Raw genomic sequence first — 25,905 nt, 5'->3', positions numbered from 1 at the left:
CAATTATATGCTTACTATTCTTGCTGCTTGTTTATTCCAACATGATGATGCTTGTGAATCCACTTGTCAATAGTGTTTGAGACGCGCTTACCCTGACCCTAAAGCAATGGATATTCTTTACCGTAATGGTAAGTGGTATGCAAGCATTGTTCTAGAGATTGATCAAGACTTGTTGAAAAATAGCCGCGAAACTGATACAGGAATAATCGCTATTGATCTAGGATGTAACGATGCTATTGCTTGGACTAATGGCGTGGAAAATGGATTAGTCCCAGCACCTCGATTTTTGAGGAAAGTAGACGCTGAAAACAAACGCTTGAGTAAGGCTAAACATCGGAAACGTTCACCTAATTTCAAGAAAAAGATTAAGGCTTCTAGACGATGGAAAAAAGCCCAAAAGCAGGTTAGTAGACTGAATAGAAAAGTTGCCAATCAGCGCCAAAATTGGGTGCATCATGAGACTACACGGATAATTAGCGGTAACAGCACGGTAGTCACAGAGAAACTAGAAGTTAAAAATATGAGTGCTAAAGCTTATATTGGCAAATACAAAAAGCAAAAATCTGGGCTGAATAAATCGATACTTGATGTCGGTATGGGCATGATAAAAGATGTCCTAAAAGCTAAGTTAGATGATGTTGGCGGGAAGTATTTTGAAGTACCGACACGTAAGGTAAAACCATCTCAAACTTGCCCTAAATGTGGACATCAAGAAAAGAAGACTTTAGACCAAAGAGTTCATCTTTGCTTAAACTGCGGATATACTCAGCAGCGCGACATTGCTGCTGCTGAAGTTATGCTTGCTTGGTACTCGAATAATCTACAGGAGCTAGGAACTAGCTTCTCAGATGTGGATAGCTGTATCTCTACTTCACACACCCGTAAAACTGCCGGAAGTATGAAGCAAATCGGTCGTGCGAAGCGTCAAAAATCTCAGGTTATACCAGGGGATGTAGAAACCCCTGGCTCAAACGAAGTTAGCCAGGGGTAGTTCATTCGTAATTCCTAATTCCTAATTCCTAATACCCAATCCCCAGTCCCTCTTTATTCTGGTAACTTATATTGCCCAACAATACGTTTGGCAAACTCTGGAACGTGCGCTTCTAATTTCTCTGGATGATTCCGCTTCACATATAAATAATTGCGAGTAAAGTGAGAATCGATGGAAAATCGTGCATATTCTAGACCTTTGGGGCCGATTTTTTCGATTACCACACCCATCAGTTTTGCTGCCCACATCGGGAGGGTAACGCCTTTATCGTAAGCGGGAATACTTTGCTGTACAGCTTCTTTGCGGTTGCCTTTAGACGTTACTGGTTGAGTATCTAACTGGTCTTTCACTAAATCCAACATTTCCTTACCAGTGTCATTTCTAACTACAATCCATTGCCAGCCAAAGGGTGCGCCCATGTAGCCAACAACTAAATCGGCTAGGGAGTTGACGTAATCAAAACAACTCATACAAGATGGGGCAAAGACATCTTTGAGTTTGTTGGTTTTCAAACCAAAGAAAGGCACTGTTTCTGATGAGCCATCTTCATGTTTGAAATGAACCCGGAAGTCTTGCATGAATTCGTAATGTACAACTGTATCAGGCGATCGGCTGGTGGTTTCTAAGAATTTTTGCAGTCCGGCGCGGTTAACGTTATCTACGCAGGGCGTACCCAAAACATACAGTTTTTCTAAACCAAGTTGTTTTTCTACGGCTCGTAATGCCTGGATTTGGCAACCAACACCAATTACCAACAGCCGCTTCATCCCCGATTTTTCCACTTGTTCTAATACCGAAAGGTTCGGAGAAAGCGTTGGTTTATTTACTCGTGCTGCTAGTATTTCTTCTGGAGTACGGGCGATGACGGGCATGGGTTGAAAGCGGTCTTCTTTGGTGTTTTGCACGCAGACGACACCTTCAACTAAGCCGCGATTAAGCATTTCAATGGCAATGCTGCTAACAATACCCGTCCATTGTGCGCCTTCTATAGGTTGTTGTTTCCGCGCCGCTATCATGTCTTGATGAACACCAAAGTAGAGTTCATCGGGGTTTTCGAGATGACGCGATCGCGTGTGTGTTTCTGTTTCAAGTTCGCCTATTTGCTGATTAATAAAAGCGCAAGCTTCCTTGACATAGTGAATATAGTATGTATCGCATAGTCCGCACTCGCTACAGAGTTCTTTGGCAGGGCGGCGACTGGTAGGTTTTAAGGCTCTGGCTTTTTTGTGAGGAGAAACTGAGGTCATATAAACTTTTTTTTATCCAGGAATCGCTTTTATTACAATACCTTCACTAGCTATGAACTTGACGATAGAGATTAAACAAGACATTGTAATGTTTTGAAACGCACAGAGACGCAAAGTAACGCAGAGTTTTGCTTAATTTATTTTGCTACGAATTAATTAAATATTGTACTGAGGCTTTGATGAGAAACTATAGAAATATAGCCGTAGTTACACTCTTTAGGACATAAGGATGGGGTGAAAGAAGAGAGTAATACTTTTAACCTCCAGCAAGAACTGCCCTCTGCCTCCTGCCTCCTACCTCCTGCTATACAATCGCACTCAGCGATGAGTAGGAGAAATAGAATTTGATTTTTGATACACAGATAAAAGTAGACATTCCCAAACTAGTCTCGGTTGAGCGTAAGAAAGCAAGTGTTTTCGAGATTGTTCTAGCTGGTTAATAATACTAGGTTGATGCCACTGCTGCCAGTAGAATTGCTGAAGATAATCAACTAACCACAGTTGTGCTTCTGTATCTAAATCCTTGTCAATTTTTTTGGCTAACTCTAAGGCGTTACGGTAAGATTTAGGCGCTTTTTTCAAGTCTTCAAGTAACTCACGGGAAATAGCTTGTAATTGCTCATAAGATGCGATCGCACTTCCGGCACTACCAGCTGCTATGCTCAATACTGCCTGATTTGACAAAATTTCCTGATGACCTGTTTGTGTAAGTACAACAGCCAAAGACTGGGCATCTAAGGGATAAAAAGGAATGCGTTGACAGCGTGATACCAAAGTCGGCAACACAGATTCCGGTGTAGGTGCAATTAAAATTAATGTCGCCTGTCCCGGTTCTTCCAAGGTTTTAAGTAAAGCATTTGCTGCGGCTTCTGCCATTGTTTGGGCTTCTTCCAGCACCACCACATTTCTCGATGCTTCCAAGGGCGGACGACCTAAAAACTCGGTAATTTCCCGAATTTGCTCTAGTCGAATTACCGGAGGTGCTTTACGCTTGAGTCCTTTTTCGGCTGCTTCTGCTGCTGTTAATCGTTGTCCCTGGTATTGGTACGTTGGTTGCACCCACAACAAAGCTGGATGGTTCCCCTGACGCAAACGGTTTTGTAAAGATGCAGTGACTCCCATCCCACCAGAAAATAGCAATTCCACAAAACACCTGGCTGCTAAACTCCTGCCTACACCATCTGGCCCCACAAATAAATAAGCTGGAGGAACCCGGTTTTGTCTGACAGCCTGAGTAAGTAATTCTATAGCTTGCTGTTGTCCAATTACTGGTGCAAATGGGTCATTAGTCATTAATGTTGTAGAACTGTTGATAGGTCAACATAATTCGTAATTCGTAATTGCAATCAGTAAAGGCTTGAACTCTCCACTGTCTTGTTTACCACCCTTCAGCAGAGATTATGATGGGGGCTTGAATCTCTTTTAATTATGAATTACAAATTACGAATTAGTAATTATATTGTAGGGGCATGGTATGCCGTGCCCCTACAACTTAAACCTTAGACGTGAGAAATCTGGATATCTCTGCATGTGCCAATACAGCACCAGGTTCGCGCTGGAGAGCGTTATAATACTTTCTCTCGAAGGTATTACCCGTCTCTAACGGTACAATGAGTGTACGGACATCAGCAATCAATTTTTGGAAATCGTCCAGCAATATCGGTTCATCTGCTTGGAGCATTTCATCAACTTGTACAACCATCTCAGAAATGCGATGTAGCCAAGCAAATTGTTCATGAGCGATGACTAGCTGAAGAAGTTCTCCACTTGATACTCGTCCACTAACCTGTTCGTAGGCAATGCGTTCTGTCTCTAGCAACATCTTGTGAAGGTAGAGTAATTTATTTCGTAAATCACGCAGATATTGATGCTGACGTATTCTTTGTGTAAGTGTGTTAGAAGTCAATGTTACTTATCCTCTCTTTACAATAATCTTCAATGGCTTAAATAATTTCTAAGCATTGAGAATTGGGCATTGGGATTAGGGGAGAGTAACAGGTAAAAGGTTATAGAGAATAATCTGTAACTTGTAACCTATTCTTTTCTTCTTCCCTACTCAGCACTGGCTCAACCCTTATCCGCTAACAGCACTGTTGAAGGGAGTAGGTAACTCTTCCCCATGCCCTAGTGAATGGAGTTTTTTATGTATTTGGTTTCCTTGCTAAGAGGCATTATAATGAACATATCTTTTTATAACTGTTATATCTTATATTTGATTACTCATATATTAGCATAAAATTATAAGAAGTACATAGTAAGTAAGTCGGCAGAATAAAACTAAACTATGTTAACAAAAATAAACGAGCTAAAATCCTCTTCCCTCCTGCCTTCTCCCAAGGGGAGACGCTAAAAGCGATCTGCTTCCTGCCTTATCCAAACGATAAATATTTATACCCACCTACTTACTGAGCGAGAAAATATCAACAATTATGGGAAAACCATCTCCATGTCGCTAGCAAATGTAATTCTAGGTCTTCTTCAGCAGCAAGAAATGACCGGCTACGACCTCAAAACAAGCTGCTTTGATCGCTGCATTGCCCATTTATGGCCAGCAGATCAGGCACAAATTTACAGAACTCTCGATAAGCTAGTTGAGCAAGGCTGGATTACCTGTAACATTGAGATTCAACACGATCGCCCCAACCGCAAAGTTTACAGTGTGACCGAGCTAGGGAAAGCCGAATTTAGCCGATGGCTAGAGATTCATCAGCCCTTACCGACTATAAGAGAACCTTTACCCGTCCAGTTGTATTTTGCAGATCAGTTGTCGAATGAAACCATTATTCACCTACTAGAGCAACAATTGGCGGCTCGAAGCAAAAAACTGACTGAATGTGAAACCATCGATTTGCCATCACTCAGTGATGAATCTGCCAACCGCAAGCAGGTAATGCAAAGGTTGGTACTAGAGTTGGTAATCCGAAGAGAAGAGACTTATATTGATTGGTTGAAGACAGCAATCGATGTTATCAGTCACCAAGAGCCATACCCATTTACCAAGAAAGAATTCAAGAGTCAGGAGCCAGAATTCACAATTGAATTTTGAATGAAAGAGCAGATGAATCGTGGATTATTTGTAGGTTTAATAACTTTAGATTTAATTTACCTTGCTGACTCTGCCCCTAAGACTAATCAGAAGATTGTCGCTACTGACTATACTATAGCGGCAGGGGGCCCAGCAACAAACGCGGCTGTAACTTTTAATTATTTAGGAAATCAGGCTACAGTCTTAGGTGTAGTGGGTTCTCACCCCATGACGCAGCTAATTCGAGGTGACTTGGCAAATTACAAAGTTGCGATCGCAGACCTTGAGCCTACCACTGATTTAGTACCGCCTGTATCTTCGATTGTTGTCACTCAAGCCACAGGTGAACGCACTGTGGTTTCGATCAATGCTGTCAAAACTCAAGCTAGCAGCGCATCTATCCCGCCAGATATTTTACAAAATGTCGATATCGTATTAATAGATGGACATCAGATGGCGGTTGGTGATTCCATAGTTCAAATGGCTAAAGCTAATAACATTCCAGTAGCGATCGATGCTGGTAGTTGGAAGCCTGGATTTGAGCAAATTCTACCGTTTGTGGATTACGCTATTTGTTCAGCTAATTTTTATCCCCCGAACTGCCAGACTGAAGAAGACGTTTTTAGCTACCTCAGTGGATTTGACATTCCTCACATTGCCATTACCCACGGACAAAAACCAATTGAATACTTGAGTGGCACTAAAACTGGTATCGTAGATGTGCCGCAGATTCAAGCAGTTGATACGTTAGGGGCTGGAGATATTTTCCACGGTGCTTTCTGTGATTACATTTTAAGGGAAAACTTTACTAATGCACTGGCACTGGCAGCTAATATTGCTGCTGATTCCTGCAAATTTTTTGGTACTCGGTGCTGGATGAATTTAAAATAATTCGTAATTCGTAATTAGTTAAACTAAGTATCGCTGTGCCCCCCGAATCACTTTATACATATTTTTAATTCAGGTCAAATTAATGAAAGATTTACAAGAAATGTTAGCGATCGCTCGTGAGGTAGGTTGGGGCGCAGCAGATATACTGCGATCGTATTACCACGGTACTGCAAAAGACCCTAATTTAGAAGTCCAATATAAGCAGAATGAGCCTGTCACTGTTGCCGATATAGCTGTGAGTCAATATATTTTGCAGAGGTTACAAGCGACTTTAGGTAATGAAGATTTTGCTTACATCAGCGAAGAAACTTATCAATCGCCAAGTAGTAGTAAAAAGCCTTTTGCCCCTTGGGTATGGATAATTGACCCTTTGGATGGTACGCGAGACTTTATCAAAAAAACTGGTGACTATGCAGTTCACATTGCTTTAGTCAAGGAAACACGCCCAGTGTTGGCAGTGGTGGCAGTACCAGAGGCTCAAAAGTTATATTACGCTACCAAAGGTGGGGGTACATTTGTAGAAACCTGTAACGGATCTGTTCCTTTAAAAGTGTCGTCAGGCAAACGAGTTGAAGATTTAACCTTAGTCGTTAGTCGCTCTCACCGCAACCAACGCTTAGATCACTTACTACACAATTTACCTTGTCAAAACCAGAAATCTGTGGGTAGTGTAGGCTGCAAAATTGCCACCCTTGTCGAGCAACAGGCAGATATCTACATTTCTCTTTCTGGCAAGTCTGCGCCCAAAGACTGGGATATAGCCGCTCCAGAACTGATTTTAACAGAAGCAGGTGGTAAATTTACCCACTTCGATGGCACTCCGTTGCAGTATAACACTGGTGATATCAGTCAGTGGGGAGGTTTACTAGCTAGTAATGGGGAATATCACGAAATACTATGTAAAAAAGCAGAAGGTATCTTAGCGCAGTTTGACCATAGCTAACGGGATACTGGAGGATTAAATATTTTTTAATTTGCTTTAATTTGCTTTTAAGACAGTTGATCGTGGTATTATTAATGCTATTACTGATAATAATCTTTGCCCTCCTAATTCATAACTTAATTTTAAAAACACTAAATATTTGGGCGAGCGCAAGTTAATTACGATCTACGATTAAAAGTGTAAATTTTGTAGCACAATTACAAGCAACAAAAGCCACTCTTTAGAAAGTCTGCAAACCGACCTTAAAGGTTTGATTTGTGAATAAAATTCACTATCAGACGATATTCAAAGGCTGGAGCCTGTGCTACACTCATGGACATAAAGATTATTTTCGGTTGAGTTACTCGTTTTGATTTCTAAAAACCGTCTCTCCGAATTTAACTCTCTACACTGCCTGAATTCGGAGATTTCTATGTCAATTTACGTCGGAAACCTGTCCTATCAGGTTACAGAAGATGACCTAAAGCAGGCTTTTGCAGAATACGGAACAGTAAATCGTGTTCAACTACCCACAGATCGGGAAACAGGCCGGCCGCGTGGGTTCGCTTTTGTGGAGATGGAATCAGACACACAAGAACAAGCTGCCATTGATGCACTTGATGGTGCTGAATGGATGGGACGTGATTTGAAAGTTAACAAAGCTAAACCTCGTGAGGAAAGAAGCAACTCCTCTGGCGGTAGCTGGGGTGGCGGTAATAATGCTCGCCGCAACAACAACAATCGCTACTAAGTCTATTACGGGAAATTTCACATATAGAGTCTCCAGCAGATAAAGCCAAAGGCTCCATTCTGCTGGAATATTTTATTTGGTATCTAATCTTGAACTATTCATCCACATTAAGGAGGAATGAGAATGACACAAGTAGTTTTAGGAGAGAATGAAGGTATTGAATCAGCCTTGAGAAGATTTAAACGGGAAGTTTCTAAAGCAGGAATCTTCCCAGATATGAGAAAAAAGCGTCACTTTGAAACACCCATAGAAAAAGAGAAGCGTAAAGAAATTGCTAGGCACAAGCAACGTCGTCAACAACGTTCTCGCTTCAATTAAAAAGTCCAAGCAAATTTACCCTTCGATTTTATATCCAGCCAGCATCCCTTTATTATTACCATATCTCCAAGCAAGCCACAAGTAATTAGGCATACATCAAAAAATAACACTGTTCGTAGTAGCGCTGTATTGACTTTCAGCGCTATTATCCGTATAGATTTTCAATCGCGTCAGAATTATTATGTTAAACAGCAGTCAAAACAGAGCAAATACCACCTTGCTTCAGTGTAAACGCTTTGCTTAACTTTTTTGTATTTAAAATCACATCTGCATTTAGAAGTAGTTTATTCCACTACATGAACTTAGGCTTTACTGACCAATGCTAGAGGCAGGATTATTTCTAGCTTTTTAAGATTAATACTGATGAAGTACTTTAAAAGGTTCAGTAAGTCTCTTCAATACCATCCAGAAGTAAGCTTACTGCGATCTGAGCCACTTATAACAGGCTAATAATTCAGTGTTTAAGATGATGTCGTTAGCGATGTCTACGACGGGCTACGCCTACGCGTCAAATTGGCTGGGAAATTGTACTTTTACTGTGGTAATTTTTGGAGGAGTTTGTGAATCAGAAAATATCGAGAAGAGAGTTTGCCACCCTAGCAGGGTCAGGGGTAGTGGCGATCGCTTTAGGTAGTCCACTTCTGGCAAAATCAGCTGGGGCTGTATCTACACCTGATGCCCAGATGAAAGCTGTGTTAGATGAACTTGCCTCTTTTAACGCACCGCCAATTGAAAAATTGTCGCCGATGAATGCTCGCAACAACCCGACTGTAGCAGATGCAGTTCTGGGCGTGCTTGCCAAACGTCGCAAATCTGCGGTGGAAATGGTCGGGGATGTCAACCATCAACTGATACCAGGGCCGGGGGGCGATCTTCTAGCGCGTATTTATTTACCAAAAGGAAAGGGACCTTTCCCCGTGCTGGTCTACTTCCACGGTGGCGGCTGGGTAATCGCCAATTTGGATACCTATGACTCATCATGCCGCGCTTTGACCAATGCAGCTAACTGTATGGTTGTATCTGTCGCCTATCGCCAAGCCCCAGAACATAAGTTTCCCGCGGCGGCGGAAGATGCTTATGCTGCAACTCAATGGGTTATAGCCAATGCTGCCCGACTCAACGGCGACCCCAAGCGGGTTGCAGTCGGTGGCGAGAGTGCAGGTGGCAACTTGGCAGCAGTCACCTGCTTAATGGCGCGTGATAGAGGCGGCAAGATACCTGTGCATCAGATGCTAATCTACCCTATTACCAATTACGCCTTTGACACCCCCTCCTACCAGGAGAATGCCAACGCCAAACCGCTCAACAAAGCGATGATGATCTGGTTCTGGAGCCAATATCTAAACAGTGAGTCTGATGGGAGTAATCCCTATGCTTCACCACTGCGAGCCGAAAACCTGCGTGGTTTGCCACCTGCAACTGTGATTACAGCAGAAATTGACCCACTGCGTAGTGACGGAGAAGCCTACGCCAAGCGTTTGCGTGAGGCGGGTTCCTCTGTAAAAGCAATCAATTATAACGGCGTGACTCATGAATTCTTTGGCACTGGAGCAGTTGTAGATAAGGGGAAGCAGGCGGTTAGAGAAGCAGCAGCCGGACTGCGCTCTGGATTTATAGGTAAGTAATCCACTTCGCAACTAGCAAATGAGATACTCACCGCTTCTCTCCGTCTTGAGTGAGAGGAACTATTGTACTATCCTGTCTAAAATAGTAGAGTCGCTTTCAATGACTTACCTTAAAAGAGATGAGGAGCGGTAACGACCTATCCCAGTAGACTTATTTACCTGCTAAACAAAATTAATTAATTTGGGTAGCGCATTAATTCAACTATTAAATAGCACTTCACAGCACCAAACATGAGTGAACATAATCCGATCGACGAGCAAAGCAAACAGAAGGCTCTAGACTCTTTTCGTCAAGAAGCTGGGGAATATCTGACCACCAATCAGGGAGTGCGGGTTAACAGCACAAATGATTCACTCAAAGCTGGCTCGCGTGGCCCGACATTGGTAGAAGACTTTCACTTCCGCGAGAAACTGGCACACTTTGACCGAGAGCGCATTCCAGAGCGGGTGGTTCATGCGCGAGGAGCAGGTGTTCATGGGTACTTTCAGCCTTATGAATCTCTGGCAGAGTATACAAAGGCAAAATTTCTCCAAGATCCCTCGGTTAAGACTCCCGTCTTCGTTCGATTTTCAACGGTTGCTGGGTTTCGGGGTTCAGCTGATACCGCCCGCGATGTGCGCGGATTTGCTGTCAGGTTCTACACAGAAGATGGCAACTACGATATAGTCGGCAACAATATTCCGGTGTTTTTTATCCAAGATGCGATCAAGTTTCCTGACTTGATTCATGCTGTGAAACCTGAACCGCACAATGAGATGCCCCAAGCGGGAACCGCTCATGATAACTTCTGGGACTTTATCTCGCTCATGCCGGAATCTATGCACATGATTATGTGGATATTGTCCGATCGCACCCTTCCCAGAAGTTACCGGATGATGCAAGGATTTGGGATTCACACTTTCCGCTTTGTCAACGAACAAGGCAAAGCCAGGTTTGTGAAATTTCACTGGAAGCCGATTCTAGGTGTGCATTCGATAGTATGGGATGAGGCACAAAAAGCAGGCGGAAAAGACCCCGATTTCCATCGCCGCGATTTAGGGGATGCGATCGAAATGGGCGACTATCCAGAATTTGAACTTGGTGTACAGATTATTGAGGAAGAGGACGAATTTAAGTTCGATTTTGATATCCTTGATTCCACCAAGCTGATTCCTGAAGAATTAGTTCCGGTGAAGCCAATCGGCAAGATGGTACTCAACCGCAACCCAGATAATTACTTTGCCGAAACCGAACAAGTTGCTTTCCAACCTGCCAATATTGTACCGGGCATCGACTTCTCGGATGACCCACTACTGCAAGGTCGAATCTTCTCCTACGCTGATACGCAAGTACACCGTTTGGGAAGCGCAAATTATACCGATTTACCAATTAACCGTCCTGTTTGTCCGTTCCATAATAACCAACGGGACGGCGTTATGCAGTACAATATACCCACTTCAAAGGTAAACTACTACCCGAATTCTCTAGGTAATGGTTGTCCGATGACGGCTCCAGAAAATCTTGGCGGCTTTGTCAGCTATAAGAAGCAGGTGGAAGGTAGTAAAATTCGAGAACGCAGCCCTAGTTTCCAAGACCACTTCAGTCAGGCAACTTTATTCTGGAACAGTTTATCCGATCCGGAGAAAGAACATTTAGTCAAAGCCGCACTTTTTGAACTGGGCAAAGTGATGAACCCCGCCGTCAAAGAGCGGATGCTGGAGTTATTTAACTCTGTCGATCACCAATTGGTAACTCGCATTGCTGAGGGACTGGGCTTACCTGCTCCTACAGAAGTAAAACCAAATCATGGGCAGAAATCTCCGGCGCTTAGTATCCAAACTATGCTAGAGAAGATGCCAGAAAAAACGATTAAGAGCCGCAAGATTGCAATTTTAGCAACAGATGGTGTAAATGCTCAGGAACTTAGCACACTCCAGCAAGTACTAATGCAGGAGGGCGCTCAAGCGAAAATCGTTGCGACTCATGGCGGTAAAATCAAAGGCGATGATGGTCAGGAGATCCCGGTTGAGATGACCTTTGAAACAGCTGCTTCTGTAATGTTTGATGCGGTGTATGTACCTGGTGGAGCGCAGAGTATCAAGGCACTCAAGCAGGAGGGAGAAGCAATTAACTTCATCAACGAGGCATTTAAGCACTATAAAACAATCGCCGCAACTAGCGAAGGGGTTGAATTACTATCGGTCGCTAATATTGCGGGCGTGAAGTTGTCGCAAAATGGCGCGCGCTCTGATATGGGTGTGGTGACTTCTAGTGAATCTGACTTGAAGTCTGTAGCTGATGATTTTATCAGTGCGATCGCTCAACATCGGCATTGGATGAGATTTAAAAAGGAGATGGTGCATGCATAGCCACTTGCTTGACTTTGTGAACGGTAACTAATTCTAAATCGGACAGTTCAGTTATTTCCAAAGACTGATTAAAAAGTGCGATCGCACAACATCGCCATTGGATGAGATATGAAAAGGAAACCGTGCCTGTATAGCCACTTGCTTAACTTTGTGAACGGTAACTAATCCTAAATGGGACGTTCAGTTATAGCAGGAGGCAGATCGCTTTTAGCGTCTCCCCTTGGGAGAAGGCAGGAGGTAAAACTATTACTATTCCTAGCTTTCACTCTTTTAAAATGTCCTAACCTATGTGACTACGGCTATATTTCCAAAGACTGATTGAAAAGTGCGATCGCTTTATCCATATCCCCTTTACTGGCGTAAATGTATCCCAAACTGTGCAACGTCGCCGCTTTGCTTTGGACATCATCTTTACAGCAGCAAAATATAAAAGCTTCTTGGCGTTAGAGAATTTTTAGGAATCACTGGCGCTCAACCAGGAGTATTGAAGTGGTAGTATGTTCAGGAATACCCGGCGCTAGATCACCAACAGAATTGTATAATGTCTCTTGCTCCTTGGCGAGGTGCGATCGCTCATGCACTTGATCGCAACCGTAGTCTTGTTTATGCCCGTTACCTGCAACTAGCAACGGTGCAAGCAAATGGTCAGCCCGCTAATCGTACCCTAGTCTTTCGCGGCTTTCTAGAAGATACAAACCAGCTAAAATTTATCACCGATAACCGCAGCGCCAAAACCGACCAGATACAGCAACAACCTTGGGCAGAAATTTGCTGGTACTTCCCCAATACACGAGAACAATTCCGCATCACTGGCTGTTTAACCCTGATAAGCGGTGATGATTCTGACCATAATCTACAGCCAGCGCGGATCGCAATGTGGCAAGAATTGAGTGATGCGGCGCGTTTACAGTTTGCTTGGCCGCATCCTGGTAAACCCAGAATCCAAGAGGCAGAAGCCTTTGAGCCACCAGCACCCGATTCGGTTGAGCCAGTGGCTAATTTTTGTCTACTGTTACTAGATCCGGTGCAAGTAGACCATTTAGAATTACGCGGCGAACCACAAAATCGGTGGCTTTACCACCGTGATGACCAGCAAGAGTGGTCTAGCCAAGCGATTAATCCGTAATTTGGTCAAGAGTCAAAAGATTGACCCTTAACATTTAACTAAATGCCAGCACCATCTAGAAATTCCTGGATAGTCTTATCCTTGAGGTTGCACCAGCGAGCATCATGGGTTAGCTGATCCTCATTCGCTGCTAAACAACCCACTAAAACAGGAGTTTTTTCTGAATAATTAGTGCGCTTAAGAGTTTGTATTTGTTCTTCCAACGCCTCAATCCGGTCTACTAAAGCACGAATTACTTGAGCTTCTGAATCTGGTAAGTTATTGTGTTCAAGAGGTGAAACCCGAACTCCAGAACGATACATAATGCGCCCAGGCACACCTACCACAGTACAGTCTGAAGGCACATCTCTTAAAACAACAGAACCAGCACCAATACGGACATTATTGCCAATTTGGATATTGCCCAGTACCTTCGCTCCAGCTCCAACTACGACGTTTTCACCCACAGTAGGATGGCGTTTGCCACATTCTTTACCAGTACCCCCAAGGGTGACACCTTGATAAATTAGAGTATAGTCTCCAATGATCGCAGTTTCACCAATTACTACACCCATTCCGTGGTCAATAAACACACTTTGCCCAATTGTTGCACCAGGGTGGATTTCAATTCCAGTCAAAAACCGAGCCAAGTGAGAAACCAGGCGCGGAATAAAGGGAAGACCAATACTATACAACCAGTGAGCCAGCCTATGGAATAATAAGGCTTGCAAACCAGGGTAACAAAATAAAACTTCCAACCAGTTACGGGCAGCTGGGTCACGTTCAAATATGATACGAAAGTCAGCACGCAGTATAGATAGCACGAGATAGCACCCTCGGAAAGCACAACAAGCTACTCTCCCATATTATCCTCTCAGGTGTTATACCTAAAAATTGGGAATGGGGCATTGGGCATAAGAGGCAGAGGAGCAGAGGTGAAGAGGGGCACAGAGAGGGGAAAAACTTACTGCAACTTCTCCCCTGCTCCCCCGCCTCCTCTGCTCCTCCTACTCGCCACTTCACTGCTGCTCTACTTTCAGAGTATAATCCCGCTTGACTCCAGGATTAAATGTACCTACCCAAATTCGATAAGTGCCCCTTTTCCAGTTGCGATCGCTAACGCTAGCATCTTTACTTTTACCAGTGTCATCGCCGCAACGAATCGTAGTTTGATCTGGGCCTTGAATGATTAAAGTGGTGTCGTTGTTGTTGCTATCAACTTGGATTGTTAGCTGAGGAAAGTCCTTTTCCAAAACCATAATGTGATCTGGTTTGGGATCGGCAAAGCCAATGCAGGCTTTTTGATCGCGATCGCGGTTACTTATGGCAGACAATGAGTAAGAACCACCTGTAAACCCCTGCACTGTTCCTTGTGCTGAATCAAAGTTTGTTGATAAATTGAAAGTGCCAAAGTTTGCTGTTTCTGCTATTGCAGGGGTAGCTGTAATGGTGGTAAGTATAGCCAATAGCCAAGCGCCACGAAACTGAAGTCGGGGGCGACAGTATTTCATAGTAGCCCTCCAACAGGCTTTTAAATGAGTAGTGATATATACATATTCTAATGAAAAAATTACAGTTAAATTTCAGTTAGTTGTGCCACATTCAAATGTGCCACACTTAATGTTTTGGGAAATGGACAGCTAATTGCTAGGTTATTTTTCGATATAAACAGCAGCTACGATTCTCCAACTTCTGATTTTGATGTAATTATCTCTGTTGGACGTAGGGTTTTCTCTCCTAAAGAAAACCCTCGACGGACGATTTTAGTTATTGTTTGGTCTGCTATATCATTTCTGACTTCACGATCTACAACACGGCATAAATTAAAATCTGGCTGTGTACTTTGTAGTTCTATTTCTATAGGTAAGACTTGGCGCTTTCCTAATACACTCAGAAACTTCCGATTAACCGCCACTATCGACTTGGGTAAACGCAGAATAAATTCTGGGCTAAGATTGGGATTCTGTTCTAGATAATCCAGTAAAGCTTCTAATGCATCACCAACTTCTAGCAATTCTAAAAATAAATCTTCAGTGTTTGTTGCGATTTGAGTTTTTTGTTCTCGCAAGGACTGTTGTAGTAAAATTTTTTCCTTTTGGAGGTTGCCAAATTCTTGTTTAAGCCAGTCGCGCTTCTCTTGGCTGAGAATAAAATTAGACATGAGAAACCTCTTTTGATAATATTAGTAAAGTTTTATTTGCCCAACTTTGCACTTGGGGATGAGTATGGTTAGTCAGAAGCTGACAAAGCGCGATCGCTCTTTCTAACTGTCCAACTATTTTATACACTTTAATCAGCCACATTTTGGCTTGAATATAATCTTTACTATTAATATCTGTACAGCCTTGGCAGTAGTCTTCGAGATATTTTATCGCTTTAGGGTAACGTTCCTCTTTACAAGCTATAATGCCCTCGGTGAATAATTCTAATAGGTTCATCGGTAAAGCCTCTCGCTCTAAGCGTTCTTCTTGGGCAGACTGAGCGATCGCTTGCTCTAATCCATCAAATTCTGGCAATAATACCAGTTTAGGTGCTGGCTGAAGCAAAGCTGATAAATCACTATATTTGAAGTGCTTAATAGTGGGCAGTATGGGACGTAAATAGTCGGCTATGATGCGTTCTTCTGGTTTTAATAAGCTTTTTTGGGCTTTAGCAATGATATCCACAGGATATTTTTTGTGCTTCATTGCCACTGCTACAGCTTTTGCAATTTCAGCTTTGGAGGCTGCTGGGGATACAGCCAGAATGTCATAAGGATTGTATTCCATTAGATACCTTTAATTAACGAATCTTCAGACTGTGGTAAATTTCTTGAAAAGCAGGTTCGTCTGGACAAAGTTCATAAGCCCAACGACCTAATTGCTGAATTAAATCAAAAGATAAATTGCGGTTTTGGATACCTTTAACCAAGGTATTAATAAAAAATTCAGCGACATAATGACTAATAGAGTTATGTTGTGAATATTTTGCATAATGAACAGCTTCATCGAAGCGATCGCATTTCATCAAATTTTCAATATCCTTTAGTTCTTGGCTAAACCTATAAACTTTTTGGATATTTGGATCATCTGGACAGAGTTCATAAGCCCAATAACCTAATTTATAAATATCTTCAAATCCTAAATCACAATTTTTGAACCCCTTGATTAATATTTCTACGCATATGTCTGACACAATATTACGTAGACGTTTATGCTGGGATTCTTTAGCAAGTTTGACAGCTTCTTCAAATTTATTCTTTTTTAGTAAATTGTCAACTATTTCTAATTCCTGGTTAAATTCAATTCTCTCAATTAAGTCAATTACAATAGGATTTTGATTGTCAATTTCTTTAATTTTTTGTAGTTCTTTCAGGGCTGTTGCTGATGAAATTTGTTCATTAGCAATTTGTTCGCGTATTTGTTCCGCCTTATACTCAGCTAGATAACTTCTAGCGTCTCTACTTCCTAAAAGATCATACCAAAACTGGGCAAGCTCTAAATGTTCTTGAAATTCTGATATAACTTGACGTTGCAATCCACAAAGTCTATCTATTTCTTGTTGCCAATCGTTATTAGCTTTAATTTCTGGCTTTGCTTGCTTCAGAGGAATAATTGCCTCTCGCCATTTTTGTTGTAGCTGATAGCAACCTTCATGATAAGCGACAAATCTCTGAGCAAATGCTGTGATATCAGAATTATCTGTGGTTGAGGGTTTAAGTTGAATTGCTCTTTGGTAATCTCCTTCTAAACAAGCAGCCGTAGCTAATCCCCAATTTGTATATAGGGAATTTAAAATTTTTTGTTTAGCATTTATCTTATTGTCATAACCACCTTGCCATTGAGGAAGGTAATGCTGATAACAACTAGGTGTGATAAATATATCCTTTATTTTCATTCCCCATTTTGACGGCTGACCCATCAGGGTTAGAGACAGTAATTCTAATCGGTAGCAATCGCGCAGATACAAATACTCAATAATATTTGTATCTTTCATGTCTATTGCGGTTTCTATTCGACGTTTTAATTCTAAAGAGACGGCGGCAAATTCTACAGGTTTATTTTCTAACCAAGGCACATCTTGAAGGCTAGGATCTTTAGTTATATTTGCTAAAGCTGTTGAGAAAGAAAATATTAAATTTAACAGATATATCGGAGAAGTTTGAGCAAGATAATAATTTGCTACTGCCAAATTATGTAATGTAGTAATATTAGGCTGTGAAATCCAAGCTTCTTCAACTTTATCGGCAATAATTTTCCATTCTTTATCTTTCCATAGTTCTGCTTCTAAACGTGGCTGAATATGCTCATTGAGATTTTCCTCTACTAAAGGATCGGAACCAAATTTTTGGAGAAATTGGGTACTCTCTGCTTTAGCCTTCTCCCAATTTTCAGCCGCTACCAACTGCTCAAGATTCTGTAATTTTAGCAGCCGTTGACGTTGGGAAAGATTTTTGAGAATCTCTCGTTGTTTGGCAATGTTAGCAGTAGATAACCCAAGCCATTCTTTATAAGCTACCTGTAAATCTTCTTGTTGGGCGTAGGCAAATCCCCGCAAATAAGCAGCTTGTTCTCCAGGTATAGCTTCTAGGTGAGTTAGTGCAGTTGCCCATTCTTGAGTTTTAATTGCCACAAGTGCTAACCGAATTTGGCAGGATGTAGAGTTAGGCAAGAGCAATTTAGCATTTTTATAAAGAGATGCAGCCGCTTTAAAATCACCTGCTTTTTCTGCTGCTAGCCCTTGGCGAAACTGTTCTCTTCCTTTTAGTGTTTGTTGTAGCTTTTGCAGTAAATCAATTCCGTCAGGGCGAGAAAATTTAGCCAGGGCATTTTTTAAAAGTGCGATCGCTCCCTGTAATTTTCCTTCACTTTCAGCTTGTTGCACCTTTTGAAAAGCAGCATCATAAATTTCTTCTTGTTGGACTTGAGCAATATTTACAGTGATCGCCTTTTCTAAAGACTCAGTAGAATAAGGCTTTTGTGCCTCTCGGTAAACTGCGATCGCATTTTTATAAAACCGATTTTCTGCATGAGACTGCGCCTGTGTCACTAAATTCAAAAACTGCTGTCGTCGTTGCAGTTCTTCTTGGTATTGCTTGATTACCCGCGATATGCGATCGTCGTGGAGAATTTTAGTACAGCGTTGATAAATGGCGATCGCATTTGCAAGTATTTGCATTTCTAAAGGATCGCCCGTATCTTGCTTCAGAAGGGTTTTAGCATTAGTAGCTAGTTTATCTACTTCTGCTACTTGGTAGCGCCACTGCTTTAGTTGCTGAGTAAGATTGTCTAACAGCTTACCCAGCAGCAATTGACAAATCAAACGCTCCCAAAAACCAGGTTTTCTCGACCAGGCAGCGAGAGCTTTTTCTGCAATAATTACTGCTTCTCGCAAGTGTTTGTTTTGGGCTAATTTTGCTGCTTTCTCGCTGGCTTCTTTAGTCTGTGGTGCTTGCTTCCAGACATCAACAATACCCACTCCTAGCAAAGTTTTAGTTAAAGCGTTCAAGCCATCAAAGATGCTCATCTAGCGCTCTCCTTGCAGTTGGGAATTTTTAACACATCTCCTACGTCTATATCATCTTCCCGCCCTTTGAATTGGGGGTTGGCTTTAACCATTACTTGCCAAGAAGTTCCCTTACCACAAAATTTTTGGGCGATCGCGCTGAGGTGATCTCCCAATTCGATGGTATAGGTAATTGGTTTTGGGGGTTCCTTAGCGGTAACAGGGGCAGTATTAACTGGTAGTTTTGGGCGATCGCTAATAACTGGATTAGGAGAAGAGACAGTTAATGTGTGTAACTGTGGTTGCAGGAATATAAAACTGCCCATTGCTCCCAACCCAATCCCGATAATCAGCAGCACTAAAGCAACTCCTAGTTGCCATTTGGTAATTTTCACTTGTCGCACAGAATCTTCCACCTGCGGTAATTCTTTAAGCATCCGAATTACAGAAAGGTCAGTGTCGCAGTTAGGACAAGTGTTACCTTCAATTTCTTGGTAATCACACACAGGACAGTTCAGTTTCATCTTTATCGCGTTATTCCTGTGACAATGCTGTTGCTAGGTAACTCCTCATTTAGCCAACGCTGGATGTCTGGTTGTAGTTCATTCCACAAGCGATTGGCTTCTTGTCGCTCATCACTTTCCATAGCGGCAAGCATCCGAAAAAGTTTGTCAGACATGGCATTTGCTTGAGTCGGTGCAACTGCATGGGCTTGACGAATTGCTAAAAGACAAGCTTGAATAAGCTTGACCTCATCAGGTAGATTGTCAAGTTCTCGTCTTGCATCTTCACTCTTAGACTTCATCTTAGAGAGGTTATTGGTGTTGATGGCATCTTGCAATTCTTGACTCAGCTTTTGCAATCGTTCCTGCTGTGGTTGGGGAATTATCGAGCCGCAAAGTTTAACTACGCGATCGCATTCATTAGGTACTCAGCTTTTAGGCTTTCCTTAGACATGGATACCTGGAATTTTTTCAAGTTTGCACTAGCGTCATCGCGTAAATAGCCGCGTTCCTCTTCCGTATCCGGATCGATGATTTTGTTGGCTGACTCCACCACTGGCAAGGCTAACTTCAGCGCTTCTTCCACACCGAGAGTAGTTAGGTTTTGGTTATTGAGTTCTGCGATCGTTTCCTCTAATTCCTTATATATTTTCTCGTCTGATCGCCCCCCCCGCGAAAAGGTGCGACTCACTCTTTCTGAAGGAGCATTTTTCAATGTGGCAGTCATCTTTAGCCCACTATTTTTTTCATCTAACTCCAAGTTGACTAAAACTTCTGTCCCGCGTGGATAGGATTGGTTTAAACCCAACCAAATATGTCCAATACTGTCATCTTCATATATCCCATCTAAATCTTGCTTTACTTGATCGGGGCTGAGAAGTTGTAAGTGAATCAAACGTTGTCCATCAGAAACAGTTTTAAAAGTGTGGGATGTAGTCACTGGTAAGATATCACCCCTCTGAATTACTTTCTCTTTGTTCTCTTTGCCATCCACCAGCTTGATAAAATAATCACGAGAAACTGTTGTGACTTTCTCTGTTAGTCCAGCCGCGACAATTGCTGCACCCTCCGCCACCGCATACATCGGACGGGGATGCACTACAACTTTATCATTGAAGTAAGCGGGGATGGTAATAACTGCTTGGTCTATGACTTCGCCTGTTTTACCAATTCCTTGGCGATAAATTTGGGCATTTTGCACAACTTTTTTAAGAATTTCAGCAGAAATATCTTCTGGCTGATATTCTTTACCTCCTAGCCACACTGCAATACCATTGTCTGTACCCTGGCTCGGTTGAGCAATTTTGTAGCCAAATTCTGACTTTTGTTTTTGTACTGCTGGATCGCCAAAACCTCTTCCTATTAGGCGCTTGATGGAAACAACCACGTTTTCAGGATTAGCCCTGAGTTGGTTGTAAGCTTGATCTCCTACCAAAAATTTATTTTGTTCACAGACAACGACTGATCGCGTCAGTTTTCTATCTGGAGGCGTATTATCATTAGCTGTCACCACTTCAACTTCTGCTAACTTAAAAGCGGCGACAGAATTCGTCGTTCCTAGATCAATGCCAATTGCCTTGCCCATTACCGATCGCTACCTGGGTATTGTGTAAATTATTTCTGATGTATTTGAGACTCACTGCCACATCGAACCGAAATTTCTAAGCCAGCAGCCAGTATGTATCCAAAGATTACAAATACAAATAACAAATGCTACAGAAAATCTACGTAAATATCATGGGGCAAAAAAAAGGCAGAAGGTAAAATAATTTTTAACCTTCTGCACTTGAGCTTCGATGAAAATCTCACGAATTATGGAGTTTGAAGAAAACGCCACCTTTGAGCGATCGCCTGTCAGTTCCATAACTACTAACTGTGAGCGATCGCAGGTTGTTAAAAAATGGTTTACCTAAGACTTCCACTAGTTTGAGAATCGGTACTTGACGCTCTAACAAATTCTGGCTCTTTGTCCAGTCAAGATATATATAACCTTGGTTTGGTAAAGGAATCGCAGCGATACTATCTTTGAAATTGGGATTGTCAATTATGGAATTATCCTTGGTTGTGAGAATTTCATTTATCGTCTCCAAGTCAGACGCGAAAATTTCGTAATTTCCTAAAGTTGTATGCAATCCCCGCACTTTTGTTTCAATGCTGAAAGATGCTCCTTCTTTAACATCACTTTTAGTAGCTGTAGTTAACTCTGTCCAAGCGGAGATTTTTTGCTTGTCTATATTCAGGGTATTGATGCTGAGTCCGTTAGATGAGGCGATCGCATCCAAACGAGCAACGCCTTCTTCTATGCCTTCGGATTTTTCCACTACAAAAATCCAATGAGGGGTTGTTTGCTCTTTCTCAGGTAACAACGCTATAGCATATTCTCCTTGTACCCAGCTAAAAATATCCTTTGGTAAATTTATACCCCAGCGTTTTTGAACATCCACCAAAGGTTTTGCTAACCGAGAAACCACATCTTCTCTAGAACCATATACGGTTGCTGTTGCTTGTCTCCAGAGTTTTGCTAGATCGCTCTCACCCAAATTACTCAAATTCGAGCCGGATATTGCTAAACCTGCGGATGCTGGAACATACTGTAATGCTCCCACAGGTTTAGATAGCGGTGCAGATGGAGGGACAATTTCCGATGAAGTCAAAAAGGTGGTTTCTGCCAGCAATCCTTGGGGATTCAACATTAAGGATATGATTTGACTGTTATAAAGTTGTTCTGCTAACTCTAACCCTTGCCATTTTGCTACGATGGGAAGATTGAAGAAAGCTACAGCTAATCCCTCTTTGAGCCGTTCTTTAGTAGCTTTTTGATATTCCGGTGAGCTAGTCAAATTCAGATCGGGCGCTTGGACGTTATTGATAGCATCTCGTAGTACTTTTGGATCGTTGGCAAATAAAACGAAGCTTTCACCGACAACAGCACCAGCAAGCAAATCTTGTTCTGGTTGAGAATTGTCAGAAATCAGTTTTACACCTTTATATTGTTCAACAGCTAAGGTTGCTCCGGCTAACGCTCGTTTAGAAAACAACAGCTCGACAAACTCGCGGCTTTTCTGCGGTTGCTTGGTTGCTAATGCTAACAGATACCCTGGCTGCTGTCCGTTTTCTGAATCGCGATCAATATCTAAGGTGGTAATAGCTAATGTAATTTCATTCCCTAACCAGGGTTGAATGTCTTGTTTGTAATCTATGCCACTCTTGGCGAATAAACTGGTTTTGAGTTTAGATAGTTCCTCTTCCCGCTCCAACGCCTGCAAACGGTCAGGATTCGTCAATAATGAAACCATTGCAGGGGAAAGTTTCGACACGAATATGGCTGCACCAGCCCCAGAGCTAGAAGCAATGAGGTTAGCCGGACTTTTAGCGAAAAACCAGTAAAAGCTGGCGATCGCAATTACTAGCAGGGCGATCGCCCCAGCTACGATAAAACCGATAAATGAACGTTGCCTATTCACATTAAACCTACTAAAAAAGACGGTTTACAGCCATTTAAGCAGAAAGCCTAGCAGAATTAATCAACCCTCTTGAGAATGGATGCTGATGTCAAGGCAGAAATTTTCTGTCACCATAAATAGTATTAGGACTGTTTACGAAAACCTCATGACAGGGAACTGATGAATCAAATTAGTGTAGAAGAACTGGCGCAACGTCTTTCTTCTAATGATGCAAGTATTCAGCTAGTAGATGTGCGGGAACCACAAGAATTGGCGATCGCTAGCATTGAGGGCTTTGTCAACCTACCTTTAAGTCAATTTGCTGAATGGGGAGATCGAGTACCTACCCTCTTCAATCCCGAAGCCGAAACCTTGGTGTTATGCCATCACGGCATCCGCTCTGCCCAAATGTGCCAGTGGTTGATTGCCCAAGGTTTTACAAATGTGCAAAATATTTCGGGTGGTATTGATGCCTATTCCCAACTAGTAGACCCTTCAATTCCCCAGTATTAGCTTTTGCTCAAATACATCATTCAGATGGAACTTACTCTTCCATCTGAGTTTTGCTATGCTAAAGATAGAAGTACATCAATGTTAGAGGCTAGCTGGAAAGTTGGGAATTTGGGCATTAAGTACATCTGCACAAAAATATTGGATTGCTCTAAATTACAGTTCGGCAGTAGCCCCTGGAAACAAATACGTATCTGATAATACTGTTGCAGGCGCAATTTTGTGCAAAAGTACGGTTATAAAGAAGTATCGTAAGGGTACATTATAACCAGCAGCTTTTGTAAAAAAAAGTTGAGCGACTATGCTAAATTTACTCTTAAAAATGCTGTATGTATAAATTTTAAAAATAATTATCATAATGTAGTTATATAATTTGCTACTTTAATAAATTATTAATATTCTGTGTTTTCGATTAAATCCACAAATTTTTTTCAAAGTTTGATTGAAATTTGCATTCAGCAAAACATACCATAATGGAAGTTCAGTTAACAAATCGACAACAGCATATACTTTGGGCAACGGTACGTCACTACATTGCTACGGCAGAGCCTGTTGGTTCAAAGGCTTTAGTCGAGGAGTATGACCTTGGTGTAAGCTCGGCGACAATTCGCAATGTGATGGGCGTTTTAGAAAAGTCTGGATTGCTCTATCAACCACACGCTTCTGCTGGACGTGTACCTTCAGATTCAGGCTATCGCATTTATGTTGACCAGCTAATTACACCTTCTCTGCGTTCGCGCAGCGTCTCGCAGACAGACACTACACGGAGCTTACTTCCACAAAGTGCTACGGAAATTTTAGGGCGAGAAGTAGAGGTAGCATTGCAAAAGCAGCTACAGTGGCAAGATCGGAGTTTAGAAACACTACTGCAAGGAGCCGCGCAGATTTTAGCAACCTTGAGTGGTTGCATTAGCTTGATTACTATGCCGCAAACTACCACAGCGCTATTGCGACATCTGCAATTAATGCAAATTGAAGCCGGACGGATCATGCTGATTGTGGTAACAGATGGTTACGAGACACATTCTAAATTGATGGATTTGTCGCCAACACCAGAAGAAACACAACGGGATTCAGAGGTAATCGATCGCGAATTGCAGATTGTTTCTAACTTTTTGAATAGTCACCTGCGGGGACGAAGTCTGTTGGAATTAGCTTACCTCAACTGGAGCGAACTAGATCAGGAGTTCCAACGCTACGGGGAATTTTTGAAAAACTCAGTTGCCGAATTGACTCGTAGCACTCTTGCACCGACTGCAACCCAAATTATGATTAGGGGTGTGTCAGAAGTTTTGCGCCAGCCAGAATTTTCCCAGTTACAGCAGGTACAAACGATTATCCACCTGTTGGAAGAAGAACAAGACCAACTGTGGCGATTAATATTTGAGGAACCAGAACCAGAGGATGGTGGAAAATCAAAGGTAACAGTTCGTATTGGCGCCGAAAATCCTTTAGAACCGATACGCACCTGCACGTTGATTTCTTCTAACTATCGCCGAGGTTCGGTACCTGTAGGAAGTGTGGGAGTTTTGGGGCCAACGCGCCTAGATTATGAAAGTGCGATCGCAGTAGTAGCATCTGCTGCTGATTACCTTTCAGAAGCTTTTAGTTATTTCAATCCTTAAATCGTATTAGATGCTATTTAGGGATAAGCTACTACGGGTCTAAGCGAGTAGACAATATAATAGCAGGCAGATAGCCCAATTTATAGCGGCAAAATCAATAATTAATACTACCTACCAAAATCTTTCATGGTTAGAAAAATTGCCTTTGGTCTACTGTGGCTAGGATTTGTTGTTTATGCTTTTTTTCTCGCCCCTCCCGATCAACCCGCTACATTCGAGTTAATTAAAAACCTTTCTATCGGCCAGTGGCAAGGTATTAACCCGTTAGTCATAGCATTATTCAACCTCATGGGCATTTGGCCTCTTATTTACAGCGCAGTAGTCTTTATTGATGGTAGAGGACAAAAAATACCTGCTTGGCTGTTTTCTACTGCTTCCTTCGCAGTTGGTGCTTTTGCCTTGTTGCCATATTTAGCTCTGAGAGAACCAAATAATCAGTTTCTCGGTCAAAAAAATACCTTGCTCAAGCTGCTAGATTCTCGTGTGACTGGTTTTGTGTTAGCGGTAGCCACGGTTATTCTAATTGCCTATGGTTTAAGAGCAGGAGATTGGGGCAGTTTTGTGCAAGAGTGGCAAACTAACCGTTTCATCAATGTGATGAGTTTAGATTTCTGTATACTCTGCCTATTATTTCCTGCGTTATTGGGGGATGATATGGCGCGTCGCGGTTGGAAAAATCCGCAGTTTTTCTGGTTAATAACTTTGATACCGCTATTTGGGCCATTGGTTTATTTATCTGTACGTCCACCTTTGCCGGAAGTGGGTACATCCATATCCAAGCAGCCAGCAACGAATTGAAGAATAAAGTGCATTTTTCACAATCCACAATCTAAAATTCCAAGTGATATCACCTAAAGTCCCCCCTTTTTCAAAGGTTTGGGGATTTTCTGTGGGTGCATAAATCCCAAGAGAAAGTTTTTTTCTGAAAGTACTTTACAAAACGCAATAAATTATTTAAGATGTGTAACAGGTAGTCAAACCTACCTAAAATTCATCTGCAAATAATCGCATTTATAAAACAATGACAACAGCCTTACAACGTCGCGAAAGCGCCAACGTATGGGATCGATTCTGCGAATGGATCACCAGCACCAATAACCGGATTTACATCGGTTG

At 42.1% G+C, this 25,905-nt stretch carries 25 protein-coding genes; 12 read left to right on the top strand and 13 right to left on the bottom strand.

Features of this window, described 5'->3' with window-relative positions:
• Positions 1–106 precede the first annotated feature (106 nt).
• Complete coding sequence (locus tag V7K79_RS18845; protein ID WP_335049521.1) at positions 107–991, top strand: RNA-guided endonuclease InsQ/TnpB family protein; 885 nt, start codon at positions 107–109, stop codon at positions 989–991.
• Between the two features lie 53 nt (positions 992–1,044).
• On the opposite strand, the gene V7K79_RS18840 is transcribed toward V7K79_RS18845, so the two are convergent.
• The 3 genes from V7K79_RS18840 to V7K79_RS18830 all read right to left on the bottom strand — a co-directional run bounded on the left by V7K79_RS18840 (position 1,045) and on the right by V7K79_RS18830 (position 4,144).
• Positions 1,045–2,238 (bottom strand): Coenzyme F420 hydrogenase/dehydrogenase, beta subunit C-terminal domain, encoded by a 1,194-nt coding sequence (locus V7K79_RS18840; RefSeq protein WP_335049520.1) that lies wholly within the window; start codon positions 2,236–2,238, stop codon positions 1,045–1,047.
• Between the two features lie 318 nt (positions 2,239–2,556).
• Positions 2,557–3,531, bottom strand: coding sequence for a DNA polymerase III subunit delta' (locus V7K79_RS18835; RefSeq protein ID WP_335049519.1), 975 nt, complete (start codon positions 3,529–3,531; stop codon positions 2,557–2,559).
• Between the two features lie 199 nt (positions 3,532–3,730).
• A complete protein-coding gene (locus V7K79_RS18830; protein ID WP_335049518.1) occupies positions 3,731–4,144 on the bottom strand; it encodes a hypothetical protein in 414 nt (137 codons plus the stop codon).
• Positions 4,145–4,684: 540 nt separating this feature from the next.
• Between V7K79_RS18830 and V7K79_RS18825 the strand changes: the two genes are divergently transcribed.
• The 7 genes from V7K79_RS18825 to V7K79_RS18795 all read left to right on the top strand — a co-directional run bounded on the left by V7K79_RS18825 (position 4,685) and on the right by V7K79_RS18795 (position 12,119).
• On the top strand, positions 4,685–5,284 hold the full coding sequence (locus tag V7K79_RS18825) for a PadR family transcriptional regulator (RefSeq protein ID WP_335049517.1): 600 nt from the start codon (positions 4,685–4,687) through the stop codon (positions 5,282–5,284).
• A 12-nt stretch (positions 5,285–5,296) separates the two neighbouring features.
• The gene (locus V7K79_RS18820; RefSeq protein ID WP_335049516.1) at positions 5,297–6,154 is read left to right on the top strand and encodes a sugar kinase; all 858 of its coding nucleotides are present in this window, start codon (positions 5,297–5,299) and stop codon (positions 6,152–6,154) included.
• A gap of 82 nt (positions 6,155–6,236) precedes the next feature.
• Positions 6,237–7,097, top strand: coding sequence for a 3'(2'),5'-bisphosphate nucleotidase CysQ family protein (locus V7K79_RS18815; protein WP_335049515.1), 861 nt, complete (start codon positions 6,237–6,239; stop codon positions 7,095–7,097).
• 412 nt (positions 7,098–7,509) lie between these two features.
• Positions 7,510–7,827 (top strand): RNA recognition motif domain-containing protein, encoded by a 318-nt coding sequence (locus V7K79_RS18810; RefSeq protein WP_335049514.1) that lies wholly within the window; start codon positions 7,510–7,512, stop codon positions 7,825–7,827.
• A 123-nt stretch (positions 7,828–7,950) separates the two neighbouring features.
• Entirely contained in the window at positions 7,951–8,145 is a 195-nt protein-coding gene (gene rpsU, locus V7K79_RS18805; protein WP_335049513.1) for a 30S ribosomal protein S21, read from the top strand.
• A gap of 560 nt (positions 8,146–8,705) precedes the next feature.
• Positions 8,706–9,770, top strand: coding sequence for an alpha/beta hydrolase (locus tag V7K79_RS18800; protein WP_335049512.1), 1,065 nt, complete (start codon positions 8,706–8,708; stop codon positions 9,768–9,770).
• A 231-nt stretch (positions 9,771–10,001) separates the two neighbouring features.
• Positions 10,002–12,119, top strand: coding sequence for a catalase (locus V7K79_RS18795; protein WP_335049511.1), 2,118 nt, complete (start codon positions 10,002–10,004; stop codon positions 12,117–12,119).
• Between the two features lie 299 nt (positions 12,120–12,418).
• Here V7K79_RS18795 and V7K79_RS18790 read toward each other — a convergent pair whose 3' ends face one another.
• Positions 12,419–12,493, bottom strand: coding sequence for a hypothetical protein (locus tag V7K79_RS18790; RefSeq protein ID WP_335049522.1), 75 nt, complete (start codon positions 12,491–12,493; stop codon positions 12,419–12,421).
• Between the two features lie 167 nt (positions 12,494–12,660).
• On the opposite strand from V7K79_RS18790, the gene V7K79_RS18785 reads away from it, so the two are divergent.
• The gene (locus tag V7K79_RS18785; protein ID WP_335049510.1) at positions 12,661–13,245 is read left to right on the top strand and encodes an Npun_F5749 family FMN-dependent PPOX-type flavoprotein; all 585 of its coding nucleotides are present in this window, start codon (positions 12,661–12,663) and stop codon (positions 13,243–13,245) included.
• Between the two features lie 38 nt (positions 13,246–13,283).
• On the opposite strand, the gene cysE is transcribed toward V7K79_RS18785, so the two are convergent.
• From cysE to V7K79_RS18740, 9 genes are all read right to left on the bottom strand, one after another.
• Positions 13,284–14,048: a serine O-acetyltransferase gene (cysE, locus tag V7K79_RS18780; protein ID WP_335049509.1), complete on the bottom strand. Its 765-nt coding sequence runs from the start codon at positions 14,046–14,048 to the stop codon at positions 13,284–13,286.
• Positions 14,049–14,243: 195 nt separating this feature from the next.
• A complete protein-coding gene (locus V7K79_RS18775; RefSeq protein ID WP_335049508.1) occupies positions 14,244–14,735 on the bottom strand; it encodes a hypothetical protein in 492 nt (163 codons plus the stop codon).
• A 164-nt stretch (positions 14,736–14,899) separates the two neighbouring features.
• The gene (locus V7K79_RS18770; RefSeq protein ID WP_335049507.1) at positions 14,900–15,385 is read right to left on the bottom strand and encodes a nucleotide exchange factor GrpE; all 486 of its coding nucleotides are present in this window, start codon (positions 15,383–15,385) and stop codon (positions 14,900–14,902) included.
• Positions 15,378–15,992, bottom strand: coding sequence for a molecular chaperone DnaJ (locus tag V7K79_RS18765; RefSeq protein ID WP_335049506.1), 615 nt, complete (start codon positions 15,990–15,992; stop codon positions 15,378–15,380). Before V7K79_RS18765 ends, V7K79_RS18770 begins: the two co-directional genes overlap by 8 nt.
• A gap of 13 nt (positions 15,993–16,005) precedes the next feature.
• The gene (locus tag V7K79_RS18760) at positions 16,006–18,729 is read right to left on the bottom strand and encodes a peptidase M, neutral zinc metallopeptidase site (RefSeq protein WP_335049505.1); all 2,724 of its coding nucleotides are present in this window, start codon (positions 18,727–18,729) and stop codon (positions 16,006–16,008) included.
• Positions 18,726–19,232, bottom strand: a complete 507-nt coding sequence (locus tag V7K79_RS18755) for a LysM peptidoglycan-binding domain-containing protein (RefSeq protein ID WP_335049504.1) — start codon at positions 19,230–19,232, stop codon at positions 18,726–18,728. Before V7K79_RS18755 ends, V7K79_RS18760 begins: the two co-directional genes overlap by 4 nt.
• A 2-nt stretch (positions 19,233–19,234) precedes the next feature.
• The gene (locus tag V7K79_RS18750) at positions 19,235–19,570 is read right to left on the bottom strand and encodes a hypothetical protein (protein ID WP_335049503.1); all 336 of its coding nucleotides are present in this window, start codon (positions 19,568–19,570) and stop codon (positions 19,235–19,237) included.
• 44 nt (positions 19,571–19,614) lie between these two features.
• Positions 19,615–20,796: an Hsp70 family protein gene (locus tag V7K79_RS18745; protein WP_335049502.1), complete on the bottom strand. Its 1,182-nt coding sequence runs from the start codon at positions 20,794–20,796 to the stop codon at positions 19,615–19,617.
• A 220-nt stretch (positions 20,797–21,016) separates the two neighbouring features.
• Positions 21,017–22,675: a DUF3352 domain-containing protein gene (locus V7K79_RS18740; protein WP_335049501.1), complete on the bottom strand. Its 1,659-nt coding sequence runs from the start codon at positions 22,673–22,675 to the stop codon at positions 21,017–21,019.
• 159 nt (positions 22,676–22,834) lie between these two features.
• Between V7K79_RS18740 and V7K79_RS18735 the strand changes: the two genes are divergently transcribed.
• From V7K79_RS18735 to V7K79_RS18725, 3 genes are all read left to right on the top strand, one after another.
• Positions 22,835–23,167: a rhodanese-like domain-containing protein gene (locus V7K79_RS18735; RefSeq protein ID WP_335049500.1), complete on the top strand. Its 333-nt coding sequence runs from the start codon at positions 22,835–22,837 to the stop codon at positions 23,165–23,167.
• Positions 23,168–23,637: 470 nt separating this feature from the next.
• Positions 23,638–24,789 (top strand): HrcA family transcriptional regulator, encoded by a 1,152-nt coding sequence (locus V7K79_RS18730; RefSeq protein ID WP_335049499.1) that lies wholly within the window; start codon positions 23,638–23,640, stop codon positions 24,787–24,789.
• A gap of 126 nt (positions 24,790–24,915) precedes the next feature.
• Positions 24,916–25,587 (top strand): DUF2834 domain-containing protein, encoded by a 672-nt coding sequence (locus tag V7K79_RS18725; protein ID WP_335049498.1) that lies wholly within the window; start codon positions 24,916–24,918, stop codon positions 25,585–25,587.
• The last annotated feature ends 318 nt before the right edge of the window (positions 25,588–25,905 follow it).

Origin of the sequence: Nostoc sp., assembly GCF_036917575.1 — a bacterium.
Classification (GTDB): Bacteria; Cyanobacteriota; Cyanobacteriia; order Cyanobacteriales; family Nostocaceae; genus Nostoc.
The sequence above is the reverse complement of the archived record's forward strand: the minus strand, read 5'-3'. Positions and strand labels throughout refer to the sequence as shown.

Excerpts from the sequence above, each read along its gene's own strand:
- V7K79_RS18810 (WP_335049514.1), top strand. The coding sequence starts at position 7,510 with ATGTCAATTTACGTCGGAAACCTGTCCTATCAGGTTACAGAAGATGAC.
- V7K79_RS18770 (WP_335049507.1), bottom strand. The coding sequence starts at position 15,385 with ATGTCTAATTTTATTCTCAGCCAAGAGAAGCGCGACTGGCTTAAACAA.
- V7K79_RS18725 (WP_335049498.1), top strand. The coding sequence starts at position 24,916 with ATGGTTAGAAAAATTGCCTTTGGTCTACTGTGGCTAGGATTTGTTGTT.
- rpsU (WP_335049513.1), top strand. The coding sequence starts at position 7,951 with ATGACACAAGTAGTTTTAGGAGAGAATGAAGGTATTGAATCAGCCTTG.
- V7K79_RS18840 (WP_335049520.1), bottom strand. The coding sequence starts at position 2,238 with ATGACCTCAGTTTCTCCTCACAAAAAAGCCAGAGCCTTAAAACCTACC.
- V7K79_RS18760 (WP_335049505.1), bottom strand. The coding sequence starts at position 18,729 with ATGAGCATCTTTGATGGCTTGAACGCTTTAACTAAAACTTTGCTAGGA.
- V7K79_RS18755 (WP_335049504.1), bottom strand. The coding sequence starts at position 19,232 with ATGAAACTGAACTGTCCTGTGTGTGATTACCAAGAAATTGAAGGTAAC.
- V7K79_RS18730 (WP_335049499.1), top strand. The coding sequence starts at position 23,638 with ATGGAAGTTCAGTTAACAAATCGACAACAGCATATACTTTGGGCAACG.
- V7K79_RS18845 (WP_335049521.1), top strand. The coding sequence starts at position 107 with ATGGATATTCTTTACCGTAATGGTAAGTGGTATGCAAGCATTGTTCTA.
- V7K79_RS18825 (WP_335049517.1), top strand. The coding sequence starts at position 4,685 with ATGTCGCTAGCAAATGTAATTCTAGGTCTTCTTCAGCAGCAAGAAATG.
- V7K79_RS18785 (WP_335049510.1), top strand. The coding sequence starts at position 12,661 with ATGTCTCTTGCTCCTTGGCGAGGTGCGATCGCTCATGCACTTGATCGC.
- V7K79_RS18735 (WP_335049500.1), top strand. The coding sequence starts at position 22,835 with ATGAATCAAATTAGTGTAGAAGAACTGGCGCAACGTCTTTCTTCTAAT.
- V7K79_RS18765 (WP_335049506.1), bottom strand. The coding sequence starts at position 15,992 with ATGGAATACAATCCTTATGACATTCTGGCTGTATCCCCAGCAGCCTCC.
- V7K79_RS18815 (WP_335049515.1), top strand. The coding sequence starts at position 6,237 with ATGAAAGATTTACAAGAAATGTTAGCGATCGCTCGTGAGGTAGGTTGG.
- V7K79_RS18795 (WP_335049511.1), top strand. The coding sequence starts at position 10,002 with ATGAGTGAACATAATCCGATCGACGAGCAAAGCAAACAGAAGGCTCTA.
- V7K79_RS18745 (WP_335049502.1), bottom strand. The coding sequence starts at position 20,796 with ATGGGCAAGGCAATTGGCATTGATCTAGGAACGACGAATTCTGTCGCC.
- V7K79_RS18835 (WP_335049519.1), bottom strand. The coding sequence starts at position 3,531 with ATGACTAATGACCCATTTGCACCAGTAATTGGACAACAGCAAGCTATA.
- V7K79_RS18775 (WP_335049508.1), bottom strand. The coding sequence starts at position 14,735 with ATGAAATACTGTCGCCCCCGACTTCAGTTTCGTGGCGCTTGGCTATTG.
- V7K79_RS18820 (WP_335049516.1), top strand. The coding sequence starts at position 5,297 with ATGAATCGTGGATTATTTGTAGGTTTAATAACTTTAGATTTAATTTAC.